Origin of the sequence: Paraburkholderia sp. RAU2J, assembly GCF_003634845.1 — a bacterium.
Classification (GTDB): Bacteria; Pseudomonadota; Gammaproteobacteria; order Burkholderiales; family Burkholderiaceae; genus Paraburkholderia; species Paraburkholderia fynbosensis.
The window spans coordinates 571,960-584,250 of sequence record NZ_RBXG01000002.1 but is presented as its reverse complement, the minus strand read 5'-3'; the positions used below and the strand labels follow the sequence as shown (position 1 = coordinate 584,250).

Annotated in this window: 5 protein-coding genes, 2 tRNA genes, 3 rRNA genes and 1 pseudogene; 2 read left to right on the top strand and 9 right to left on the bottom strand. The window is 57.9% G+C overall.

Annotated features, from left to right (window positions below; all coding sequences use genetic code 11):
• Positions 1-27: 27 nt before the first annotated feature.
• Together B0G69_RS20045 and B0G69_RS20040 are read right to left on the bottom strand one after the other, a co-directional pair.
• Positions 28-870: a MaoC family dehydratase N-terminal domain-containing protein gene (locus tag B0G69_RS20045; RefSeq protein ID WP_121320369.1), complete on the bottom strand. Its 843-nt coding sequence runs from the start codon at positions 868-870 to the stop codon at positions 28-30.
• A 173-nt stretch (positions 871-1,043) separates the two neighbouring features.
• Positions 1,044-1,163 (bottom strand): annotated as a pseudogene (locus tag B0G69_RS20040) (citryl-CoA lyase); the annotation flags it as partial.
• Positions 1,164-1,189: 26 nt separating this feature from the next.
• Here B0G69_RS20040 and B0G69_RS41050 point away from each other — a divergent pair.
• Positions 1,190-1,369, top strand: a complete 180-nt coding sequence (locus B0G69_RS41050; RefSeq protein ID WP_158608959.1) for a hypothetical protein — start codon at positions 1,190-1,192, stop codon at positions 1,367-1,369.
• Here B0G69_RS41050 and norR read toward each other — a convergent pair.
• Positions 1,362-2,957 (bottom strand): nitric oxide reductase transcriptional regulator NorR, encoded by a 1,596-nt coding sequence (gene norR / locus B0G69_RS20030; protein ID WP_121320367.1) that lies wholly within the window; start codon positions 2,955-2,957, stop codon positions 1,362-1,364. The genes B0G69_RS41050 and norR overlap by 8 nt on opposite strands.
• A gap of 109 nt (positions 2,958-3,066) precedes the next feature.
• Between norR and hmpA the strand changes: the two genes are divergently transcribed.
• Complete coding sequence (gene hmpA, locus B0G69_RS20025) at positions 3,067-4,248, top strand: NO-inducible flavohemoprotein (protein WP_121320365.1); 1,182 nt, start codon at positions 3,067-3,069, stop codon at positions 4,246-4,248.
• Between the two features lie 348 nt (positions 4,249-4,596).
• Here the strand turns inward: hmpA and B0G69_RS20020 are convergent, their stop codons facing one another.
• The 6 genes from B0G69_RS20020 to B0G69_RS19995 all read right to left on the bottom strand — a co-directional run bounded on the left by B0G69_RS20020 (position 4,597) and on the right by B0G69_RS19995 (position 11,641).
• Entirely contained in the window at positions 4,597-5,634 is a 1,038-nt protein-coding gene (locus B0G69_RS20020; protein WP_121320363.1) for a transporter, read from the bottom strand.
• Between the two features lie 623 nt (positions 5,635-6,257).
• A 5S ribosomal RNA gene (rrf, locus tag B0G69_RS20015) occupies positions 6,258-6,371 on the bottom strand.
• A 200-nt stretch (positions 6,372-6,571) separates the two neighbouring features.
• Positions 6,572-9,452: ribosomal RNA gene (locus B0G69_RS20010) — 23S ribosomal RNA — on the bottom strand.
• A gap of 383 nt (positions 9,453-9,835) precedes the next feature.
• Positions 9,836-9,911, bottom strand: a tRNA-Ala gene (locus tag B0G69_RS20005).
• Positions 9,912-9,965: 54 nt separating this feature from the next.
• Positions 9,966-10,042 (bottom strand) — tRNA-Ile (locus B0G69_RS20000).
• A 66-nt stretch (positions 10,043-10,108) separates the two neighbouring features.
• Positions 10,109-11,641 (bottom strand): 16S ribosomal RNA (locus B0G69_RS19995).
• The 16S, 23S and 5S rRNA genes sit together here with 2 tRNA genes alongside, the layout of an rRNA operon.
• Positions 11,642-12,291: the final 650 nt, after the last annotated feature.

Sequence of the window (12,291 nt, the reverse complement as noted above, 5' to 3'; positions counted from 1 at the left end):
TCGAATCTCGTGGAGTTCAGGCGGTATTCAAGCCAACGTGGCCGTTGCACGCATCGTCAGATAGCCTTCGTGGTCTTTGGCCCATAGCTCGATCGTTTTGCCGTCGGCGGAGGGTTGGCCGCACACGGCGAAAGGCTGGCCGGCGAACGTGGGGCGCAGCGCCCTGAAGGCGAAGCTTTGCAGCGTGGCCTCCGGCTGTTCGCGGCGCACGAGATCGACCAGCAGCGTCGCGATCAACGGACCGTGAACGACGAGGCCCGGATAGCCTTCGATCTGCGTGACGTATGGGTAGTCGTAGTGAATGCGATGGCCATTGAAGGTCAGCGCCGAATAGCGGAACAGCAGCACCGCGTCGGTATCGATCGTGCGGCGCCACGTTTCGGCTTGCGGCGCGAGTTGCGGTTGCTGCGGCCGCGCGCCTTCCTGCGGCGCGTCGCGATAGACGATGTCGTGCTCTTCCTCGATCTTCAGCTCGCCGCCCGCTTCGATGGTGTGCTGCACCGTGACGAACACGAGGCGGCCCGAACGGCCGGTCTTGTCCTCGATATTGGCGATGGTCGAGGTGCGCGTGGCGCGCTCGCCCACCTTGAGCGGGGCATGAAACGTCAGCCGGCCGCCGGCCCACATGCGGCGCGGCAGGGGCACCGGCGGCAGGAAGCCGCCGCGCTTCGGATGACCGTCGGCGCCGACTTCGGACATCGGCGCGGCCGGCAGAAAGTACAGCCAGTGCCACAACGGCGGCACCGTGGCGCCGTTTTCTTCGCGATCGAGCGTGGCGGCCAGCGCCGTGAGCGGAAAGGCGGTGATGTCGTCGTCAGTCACCGCCTCCTTGTTGAGCCAGTCGTCGAGTTTCTCTGAGGCCGCGGACATGGGCGAAGTCTCCGGATACGCGTGGTTAGCTTGGTAGAGCCCTACTATGAACGACGCGCTGCGTTCCGCGAAGTTTGCATTTTCGAATCGGGCCTTTGGTTTTGCTTAAGGCGGGTTTTGCTCAAGGCGTGCGGCGAACGTGGCCGCCGGGCTCACCCGCCGGCCTGTGACGGTCAGCCTTCGCGCAGATGCGCCGACGCTTCGTCTTCGATGCGTTGCCAGATTTCGATCGCCATCGGCTTCTCGCCTTCTTCCATGATATGGCCGACGAGGCCGACCGCGCGCGCCATGACGTACCGCATCGGGCGAAGCCGAGTGCGTGAAGATCATCAGACGCGGTGTGCAGTGTTCGCGGATCGCCTCGATCTCGCGCTCGGACAGGCGCGCGTTGACGATCGCGGGCCACGCCCCCGGTTCCGACAGCGCGAACAACAGCGTGATCACCGTCGATGCGCTCGCGTCATCGACTACCGAGTCGTTTCAGCTGTGCTTCATTTAAGCCCAAGCCGCCTGGCCAGACGATTCAGATTCGCCCTATCGAGCCCGAGTTCACGCGCGACCGCCGCCCAATTCTGCTCGTTGCGTGCGAGCGCGTCGAGCACGATGGAACGCTCGAACTCCGTCACCGCGCTGCGAAAATCCTTCGCTCCGCTCTTCTGCGTCACATCTGTGGGTGCCGGGCCTTTTTCTCCGTGCGGCGTATCGGACAGCGCAAAGTCCGCAGCGCTCAGCGTGAGAATACGACGATGCTCACGATTGGCGGCCAGCGCCTTCAACGCACTGCGCCCGATCAGATGCTCGAGTTCCCGCACATTGCCCGGCCACGGATAGCGCAACAACGCGGCCTGCGCGTCCGCCGCCAGCCGCAGACTCAGTAAGCCAAGCCGCGAGCGATTCTCTTCGAGGAAAAAGCCTGCCAGCAGCAGCACGTCGCGGCCTCGCTCGCGCAAGGGCGGCACGCGCAACGGGTAGACACTCAGACGATGATAAAAGTCCGCCCGAAACCGCCCCGCCCGCACTTCTTCGGCGAGGTCGCGATTCGTCGCGGTGATCAACCGCACGTCGACTTTATGTTCGTGATCCGAACCAATTCTCTGTAGCTGGCCGTTCTGAAGTACACGCAAGAGTTTGGCCTGCACGGCGAGCGGCAGCTCGCCCACCTCGTCGAGAAAGATCGTGCCGCCGTCCGCGAGTTCGAATTTGCCACGCCGATCCGACGACGCGCCCGAGAACGCGCCGCGCACATGCCCGAACAGTTCACTCTCGACCAGCGTGTCCGGCAACGCCGCGCAGTTCAGACTCACCAGCGGCTTGTTCGCCCGCGGCGACAACGCGTGGATCGCATTCGCTACGAGTTCCTTGCCGACGCCGGTCTCGCCCGTGATCAGCACGGTCAGGTCGCTGGCGGCGACCACCTCGATTTCCTTGATCATGTGGTGATGAGCATCGCTGCTGCCGACCAACTCGCGCCGGCTCTGGCTGCTCGCCTGCCGGTAGGCTTCAGCGCGAAGGCGCGCCTCTTCTCCACTGCGGGCCAGCGTGTCGATCCGCTCCACGACGCTCACCGTCGCGGCGGCAAGGCCGAGAAACGCACGCAGCGAGGCCATGTCGATCGCGTCGAAGCGGGCCGGGTCCAGTGCATCGAGCGTAAGCAGGCCCCAAGGGCGACCGCGAATGAACAGCGGACAGCCGAGGCAGTCGTGCACTTCGAGCTTCCCGGGCACGCCTTGCACGAGGCCGTCGTAGGGGTCAGGCAAATCGGAATCGGCCGCGAAGCGCGTCGGCTCGGGCCGCGACAGCAAACGTTCGAAGCGCGGATGATCGCCGACCCGAAAGCGCCGTCCGAGCGTATCGCTGCTCAGGCCATCGATTGCCAGCGGCACGAGCGTGTCGCCTTCGAGACGCAATAGCGCGGCGGCATCGCCCGGAAACAGCGTGCGCAGACTGCTGAGCAAGCGGCGATAGCGTTCGCGATCGGACAGATCGCGCGATAGGTCGAGGATCAGCGGCGTCAGCGCGTCGAGCAGTGCCTCTGCAGTCAGATTGACTCCGTTAGGAGTCGTTTTGACCAGAGTCGAATCGACCATTTTCACTTCCAGATCTTTGATTTAACTGCATTTTATACCTGGCACGAATCATGGATAGTAAGTCCCCGTTTGCAGGTCAGTCGAATAACCCCTCATCCAAGGATTTCATATGCTTTCCGCCGAACACCGCGCCATTGTCAAAGCAACCGTTCCTCTGCTCGAAAGCGGAGGCGAGGCGCTCACCACGCACTTCTACAATCTGATGTTGCGCGAATATCCGCAAGTGCGCCCGATGTTCAATCAGGCGAATCAGGCAAGCGGCGCGCAACCGCGCGCGTTGGCCAATGGCGTGCTGATGTACGCACGTCATATCGATCAACTCGATCAGCTCGGTGGATTGGTCGCGCAGATCATCAACAAGCACGTCTCGTTGAATATCCTGCCGGAGCATTATCCGATCGTCGGGCAATGCCTGCTGCGGGCCATCCGCGAAGTGCTCGGCGCGGAAATCGCAACCGATGCGGTCATTGCAGCATGGGCCGCTGCCTACCAGCAACTCGCCGATCTGCTGAGCGGGCTCGAAGAACAGATCTATGCCGAACGGGAAGCGGCGCCCGGTGGATGGCGCGGCACGCGTCTGTTCCGGGTCGCGCGCAAAGTGCGTGAGAGCGATGAGATCACGTCGTTCTATTTGCGTCCCGACGATGGCGGCGAGTTGCTCGCATTTCATCCTGGGCAGTACATCGGCGTGCGGTTGGTCATCGATGGCGAAGAAGTGCGCCGCAATTATTCGCTCTCGGCCATGGCGAATGGACGGGAATACCGCATCAGCGTGAAGCGCGAACCAAACGGCAAGGTGTCGAACTATCTGCATACGCGCGTCAACGAGAACGACGCGGTAGAACTGTTCGCGCCGGCCGGCGATTTCAAGCTCGAACATACCGACAAGCCGTTGGTGCTGATCAGCGGCGGCGTGGGCATCACGCCTACGCTGGCGATGCTGCAAGCCGCGCTGGATACCGATCGTCCGGTGCACTTTATCCATTCGGCGCGGCATGGCGGGGTCCATGCGTTCCGTGATGCGATCGACGCATTGGCTGCGCGCTATGCGCAGTTGAAGCGCTTCTATTGCTATGAGCAACATCGTACGGGCGATGCCGACGCGCATGGTATCGGCTATCTCGACGAGGCACGTCTTGCCAAATGGTTGCCGGAAACGCGTGACGTCGACGTCTATTTCCTCGGACCGATCGCGTTCATGAAGGCAGTGAAGAAGCATCTCAAGGCACTTGGTGTGCCGGAGTCGCAAAGCCGTTATGAGTTTTTTGGGCCGGCTTCGGCGCTTGAATAAGGCTGCTTGTCGGCTGCGCTTGAATCGTTGGGAGGGGCGGTAGGGGAGTTGAGTTGGCCAGGAGCGTGTGCCTCCGTGTTCGGCTTCCATTGGCCGCTTTATTTTTGTCTGCCGCTTCTCACGATAGGGTTCATGCCAAGGTGTTGCGTGGCCGCTCGCACGCAACACGCGAGGCTTGCGCGGGCACCTGAGCGTCCCATACACGACGATGATGCACGTCGCGCTCGTACTTACACGAACAGGTCTGCACTCAGGACTCTACAGGTGCTCTTACGTGCTCTTCTGGCGGAGACGAGTTGATGGAAGAGCCGCGCGCACGCTCTCATGGTCGCGAGAACCCACCCCTTCCTATCGCTCCTTGCGCCGACGAAACGCCCACCACCCAGCCAGTCCTGTGAAGGCTGCGACCAGGAACACCATTACCCAGAAGCCGTGGCGATTATCCGCAAGCGGGATGCCCCCCACGTTCATTCCGAAGAAGCCCGCGACGATATTGATTGGCATCGCCAGAACGGTCACCAGCGTCAGCGTGAACAGCGTGCGGTTGTTCTGCTCTTCGAGCCGGGAGATGATTTCTTCCTGCAGCAGCCTGACCCGCTCGATCAGTCCGGCCACATCGGACAGAACAACGGAGAACTCCTCCGTCGATTCGCGCAGATCCTGCACGTCTTCTTGCTGAAGCCAGCGCGGCGGCCGTGCGAGCAAACGGAAGATCGCGCCAGGCTCCGGTGCGAGCATGCGTTGCAACCGTGTCAGCATACGACGCATCGCGCCGAGGTCGAGCCGGTTCTGTGTCGGCCGTTGCGAAAGGAAGCGGTCCTCGATCCGGTCGACGTCCGCGCTGGTTCGCCGGACAATCTGCACCAGCAAGTCAGCCTGGTCGCGCATCAGATGAACCAGCAATTCCGCAGGTGACCTGAATATTTCCCCTTCCCTGACCGACGCGCGCAAACGGTCAACCGAACGCAGCGGCTTGAGGCGCGCGGTAACGATGATTCGCTGATTCGCGTAGATCCATAACGTCGCGATCTCAGAAGGAATGAACTCGAGGTTGAACATGACGTCGTTGACGACCGCGCGTAGCGCGCCATCTGCATGTTCGATACGCGTCGAGTGTGAACCCTCCTGCAATGCCTCGAAGAATGCCTCCGGCAAGTCGAGTTGCGCTCTCATCCAGCGCTCGCTCGCGCTGTGCGCCAGATTGAAATGAAGCCAGAGAAACTCGCCGGTCTCTTTCACCTCGCCGCGCCCATCTTGCTCACGAAGCCATTCGAGGACCTGGTCCGCATCGATCGGCCGCCCAGCGCGGGTCGAAGAAAAAAGGAAGCCGCATACCATGCCGGACGAATCGGCACCGTAGGTTTGCAATAGCAGGTCAGATTTCATATGTCGTTCAGCGTTTGCTTCCCGTGCCGAATCGGCATCCGGTCATTTGGCGGCTGAAGATGAAACCTTGGCGGACACGCCGCGATTTCATCTTCGGTACGCGCAGACTGGATTGGAACGAATTGCCTGAGCATATCGCGACCAATCGAAAGAAGGTTAACCTGTTAATTCTTTGTTTGCTTATCAGGGCCTTACATTCAGGCTATTGAAGTTCAACGGTCACAAGAACGTCATATTGTGGCGTCAGGTTGCGATCCGTGGGAAGTTCGCTTGATGGCCCGACTAGCGGGCCGAGCAAGAATGGATAGCTGATCATCCGCTGGGTTCGCGCTGATGCATGCGTTGTAAGCCAAGTTGAAGCAAGGCGCCGGAGCGGCTGAAGTTCTCTGACTACGGGTTCAGGACGGCGCACATGCCGCGAATGGCCAGCGTTCAGTTCGCGGCCGGGATGAGACGGGTGGCCGCGAGGTGGCTGATGCGGCATGCGTTGCGGAGCGGGATCCGGTGGCCTGCTACGGCACTACATCTGCGCCCTTGACCCGGGACCCGTGCCGCGCTCACTCCGGCGCCGTAAACGCAGAAACCCCACCTTTTGGGGGTGGGGTTTCTGTTGCTGCTGGGGAGCCTGACGATTACCTACTTTCACACGGGCAATCCGCACTATCATCGGCGTGGAGTCGTTTCACGGTCCTGTTCGGGATGGGAAGGGGTGGGACCGACTCGCTATGGTCATCAGGCATGACTTGTTGTCGTGTCGCCCTGGGGGCGGCACAACCAATCGGGAAGAAGTAGTGTCTGGTGATGCTCACCAGAGGAGGCGGACTGTGTTGTTCGAGGCACAACACTGATCTCAACCTGCGTGTCTGTTGCCCCCTTCGGGGGTGGGATGTCCATAAGTGCTGAAGCACTCACGGTCATCGCAAAACACACCTGTTATAGGATCAAGCCTTACGGGCAATTAGTATCAGTTAGCTTAACGCATTACTGCGCTTATACACCTGACCTATCAACGTCCTGGTCTTGAACGACCCTTCAAGGGGCTCGAAGCCCCGGGGATATCTCATCTTAAGGCGAGTTTCCCGCTTAGATGCTTTCAGCGGTTATCTCTTCCGAACATAGCTACCCGGCGATGCCACTGGCGTGACAACCGGTACACCAGAGGTTCGTCCACTCCGGTCCTCTCGTACTAGGAGCAGCCCCCTTCAAATATCCAGCGCCCACGGCAGATAGGGACCAAACTGTCTCACGACGTTTTAAACCCAGCTCACGTACCTCTTTAAATGGCGAACAGCCATACCCTTGGGACCGGCTACAGCCCCAGGATGAGATGAGCCGACATCGAGGTGCCAAACACCGCCGTCGATATGAACTCTTGGGCGGTATCAGCCTGTTATCCCCAGAGTACCTTTTATCCGTTGAGCGATGGCCCTTCCATACAGAACCACCGGATCACTATGACCTGCTTTCGCACCTGCTCGACTTGTCGGTCTCGCAGTTAAGCACGCTTATGCCATTGCACTATCAGCACGATTTCCGACCGTACCTAGCGTACCTTCGTACTCCTCCGTTACACTTTGGGAGGAGACCGCCCCAGTCAAACTGCCTACCATGCACTGTCCCCGACCCGGATCACGGGCCAAGGTTAGAACCTCAAACAGACCAGGGTGGTATTTCAAGGTCGGCTCCACGCAGACTGGCGTCCACGCTTCACAGCCTCCCACCTATCCTACACAGACCGGTTCAAAGTCCAATGCAAAGCTACAGTAAAGGTTCATGGGGTCTTTCCGTCTAGCCGCGGGGAGATTGCATCATCACAAACACTTCAACTTCGCTGAGTCTCGGGAGGAGACAGTGTGGCCATCGTTACGCCATTCGTGCAGGTCGGAACTTACCCGACAAGGAATTTCGCTACCTTAGGACCGTTATAGTTACGGCCGCCGTTTACCGGGACTTCAATCAGGAGCTTGCACCCCATCATTTAATCTTCCGGCACCGGGCAGGCGTCACACCCTATACGTCCACTTTCGTGTTTGCAGAGTGCTGTGTTTTTATTAAACAGTCGCAGCCACCAGTTTATTGCAACCCCTTCACCCTTCTGGCGCAGGCCAGTCAGGCTACCGGGGCGTACCTTATCCCGAAGTTACGGTACCAATTTGCCGAGTTCCTTCTCCCGAGTTCTCTCAAGCGCCTTAGAATACTCATCTCGCCCACCTGTGTCGGTTTGCGGTACGGTCCTGTTAAACTGAAGCTTAGAGGCTTTTCTTGGAACCACTTCCAGTTGCTTCTTCACCGAAGTGAATGGCCTCGCACCCTTGAATTACGCGCCCGGATTTGCCAAAGCGCCTTCTCCAATGCAAGGACCGGGACTTCCAACACCCGGACAACCTTCCGCGATCCGTCCCCCCATCGCATTTAACAATGGTGCAGGAATATTAACCTGCTTCCCATCAGCTACGCATTTCTGCCTCGCCTTAGGGGCCGACTCACCCTACGCCGATGAACGTTGCGTAGGAAACCTTGGGCTTACGGCGAGGGGGCCTTTCACCCCCTTTATCGCTACTCATGTCAGCATTCGCACTTCCGATACCTCCAGCACACTTTCCAGTGCACCTTCGCAGGCTTACGGAACGCTCTCCTACCATGCACATAAATGTGCATCCGCAGCTTCGGTATATTGCTTAGCCCCGTTACATCTTCCGCGCAGGACGACTCGATCAGTGAGCTATTACGCTTTCTTTAAAGGATGGCTGCTTCTAAGCCAACCTCCTGACTGTTTTAGCCTTCCCACTTCGTTTCCCACTTAGCAATATTTGGGGACCTTAGCTGGCGGTCTGGGTTGTTTCCCTCTTGACACCGGACGTTAGCACCCGATGTCTGTCTCCCGTGATTGCACTCTTCGGTATTCGGAGTTTGCTATGGCGTAGTAATCCGCAATGGACCCCACAACCATGACAGTGCTCTACCCCCGAAGGTGATACACGAGGCACTACCTAAATAGTTTTCGGAGAGAACCAGCTATTTCCAGGTTTGTTTAGCCTTTCACCCCTATCCACAGCTCATCCCCTAACTTTTCAACGTTAGTGGGTTCGGACCTCCAGTACGTGTTACCGCACCTTCATCCTGGCCATGGATAGATCACCTGGTTTCGGGTCTACACCCAGCGACTGAACGCCCTGTTCGGACTCGCTTTCGCTACGCCTGCCCTAATCGGTTAAGCTTGCCACTGAATGTAAGTCGCTGACCCATTATACAAAAGGTACGCCGTCACCCCCTTGCGAAGGCTCCGACTGTTTGTATGCATGCGGTTTCAGGATCTGTTTCACTCCCCTCCCGGGGTTCTTTTCGCCTTTCCCTCACGGTACTGGTTCACTATCGGTCGATCACGAGTATTTAGCCTTGGAGGATGGTCCCCCCATCTTCAGACAGGATTTCACGTGTCCCGCCCTACTTCTCGTACACCCAGTTCTTCCTCGCTGTTTTCGCTTACGGGGCTATCACCCGCTATGGCAGCACTTTCCAGAGCCTTCAGCTAACAGTGAAGATAAAGAGTACAGGCTGGTCCCATTTCGCTCGCCACTACTCTGGGAATCTCGGTTGATTTCTTTTCCTGCGGTTACTTAGATGTTTCAGTTCACCGCGTTCGCTTCGCATGACCTATGGATTCAGTCATGGATACTCCATTCGGAGTGGGTTTCCCCATTCGGACATCTTCGGATCAAAGCTCGTTTGCCAGCTCCCCGAAGCTTTTCGCAGGCTACCGCGTCCTTCATCGCCTGTGATCGCCAAGGCATCCACCACATGCACTTGTTCGCTTGACCCTATAACGGGTGTGTCTTGCGGCCCGCGTTAGCGCTTTAGCGCTTACGCGGGGCTCATCCCCGAAGGGGACAAGGTTCCCGAAGGACTCTCCAGTTCACATTCCGCTACAGGTTGAGTATTCGTGTTGCGCCGTATTCCAAAGCAATCTTTCGATCACTTAAAAATACATTGATACAATCACAACCCTGATTCACCTACTCACCTCCCCATCTCCAGGCAGGCTTTCGTGAATCTCTTTACTACTTCTTCCTGATTGTTAAAGAACGACAGCCGATCGCGCAATCCCTGATTGCGTATCGCTCTGACTGGCTCAATCGCCAATGCTTGTTTCACTACACCGCCAACTCCCGTTAGCGCATGCAGACAAACCAGCATTGAGGATTGGTGGAGGATGACGGGATCGAACCGACGACCCCCTGCTTGCAAAGCAGGTGCTCTCCCAGCTGAGCTAATCCCCCAGTCATGCAGATACCCCAGAGGTTTTTAGCCGGTCAGCTCACCAGACAAGACTTTGGTGGGTCTGGATGGATTCGAACCATCGACCCCCGCCTTATCAAGACGGTGCTCTAACCGGCTGAGCTACAGACCCCTGAGTCTGTCTTTTTCACAGCCGATAAGCGTGAGCGCTCAACACTTCTGACGCGCTTAGCTCGAGAAAGGAGGTGATCCAGCCGCACCTTCCGATACGGCTACCTTGTTACGACTTCACCCCAGTCATGAATCCCACCGTGGTAAGCGCCCTCCTTGCGGTTAGGCTACCTACTTCTGGTGAAACCCACTCCCATGGTGTGACGGGCGGTGTGTACAAGACCCGGGAACGTATTCACCGCGGCATGCTGATCCGCGATTACTAGCGATTCCAGCTTCACGCACCCGAGTTGCAGAGTGCGATCCGGACTACGATCGGTTTTCTGGGATTGGCTCCACCTCGCGGCTTGGCAACCCTCTGTTCCGACCATTGTATGACGTGTGAAGCCCTACCCATAAGGGCCATGAGGACTTGACGTCATCCCCACCTTCCTCCGGTTTGTCACCGGCAGTCTCCCTGGAGTGCTCTTGCGTAGCAACTAGGGACAAGGGTTGCGCTCGTTGCGGGACTTAACCCAACATCTCACGACACGAGCTGACGACAGCCATGCAGCACCTGTGTTATGGCTCCCTTTCGGGCACCCCGGCCTCTCGGCCAGGTTCCATACATGTCAAGGGTAGGTAAGGTTTTTCGCGTTGCATCGAATTAATCCACATCATCCACCGCTTGTGCGGGTCCCCGTCAATTCCTTTGAGTTTTAATCTTGCGACCGTACTCCCCAGGCGGTCAACTTCACGCGTTAGCTACGTTACCAAGTCAATGAAGACCCGACAACTAGTTGACATCGTTTAGGGCGTGGACTACCAGGGTATCTAATCCTGTTTGCTCCCCACGCTTTCGTGCATGAGCGTCAGTATTGGCCCAGGGGGCTGCCTTCGCCATCGGTATTCCTCCACATCTCTACGCATTTCACTGCTACACGTGGAATTCTACCCCCCTCTGCCATACTCTAGCCCGCCAGTCACAAATGCAGTTCCCAGGTTAAGCCCGGGGATTTCACATCTGTCTTAGCGAACCGCCTGCGCACGCTTTACGCCCAGTAATTCCGATTAACGCTTGCACCCTACGTATTACCGCGGCTGCTGGCACGTAGTTAGCCGGTGCTTATTCTTCCGGTACCGTCATCCCCCCAGGGTATTCGCCCAAAGGATTTCTTTCCGGACAAAAGTGCTTTACAACCCGAAGGCCTTCTTCACACACGCGGCATTGCTGGATCAGGCTTGCGCCCATTGTCCAAAATTCCCCACTGCTGCCTCCCGTAGGAGTCTGGGCCGTGTCTCAGTCCCAGTGTGGCTGGTCGTCCTCTCAGACCAGCTACAGATCGTCGCCTTGGTAGGCCTTTACCCCACCAACTAGCTAATCTGCCATCGGCCGCCCCTTGAGCGCGAGGTCCCGAAAGATCCCCCGCTTTCCTCCGCAGAGCGTATGCGGTATTAATCCGGCTTTCGCCGGGCTATCCCCCACTCCAGGACACGTTCCGATGTATTACTCACCCGTTCGCCACTCGCCACCAGACCGAAGTCCGTGCTGCCGTCCGACTTGCATGTGTAAGGCATGCCGCCAGCGTTCAATCTGAGCCAGGATCAAACTCTTCAGTTCAAACCTGTTACTGTTTTTCGGTCTCTTTCGAAACCGGTCGCTCACTCAACGTACTGACGAAGCGTCCGACCATCTCCCGATGGCCAAACCTTCCTTTCATTACTGTGTGAGACTTGATACTTCCGCTTTTACGGCAGACTCCGCAGAATCCACCGTCGCGTCCCGCATCAAGCGCCCACACTTATCGGCTGTTAATTTTTAAAGATCATTCGCTCAGAAGCTCTGCTTTCTTCGCGTCCGTCATCTAACGGGAGGCGAATTATGCGATGCGGCCCGCACCCCGTCAACCCCTTCGATGCAATTATTTTCGAAAAGTTGAGAAGCGCAGAAAAGAAGGACTTTGAAGATGGCGACAAGTTAGTTAGTCGTCCGATTTAATATGACGCATCGAGCAAAGCCAGCGAGCGACTAATAGAGAGTGCGGATACTAGATGGGATGGAGCGGGAGCGGACGTGTCCGTCGCACGGTCGGATATTCCTCCTACCAGACAGGGAGTCGCGCAGAGTCCGATGAACTCGCTTTGCGGCCACGCATCTATACAGGAGACCAGAGCCGTCCCGCGAAACTTGTCCACAGAAAAAGTGCGCAAGCCTGTGGATAACCTTCCCACAACCGCGCCAAGTCCTTGATGTAAAGCCTTTCTCGCGCG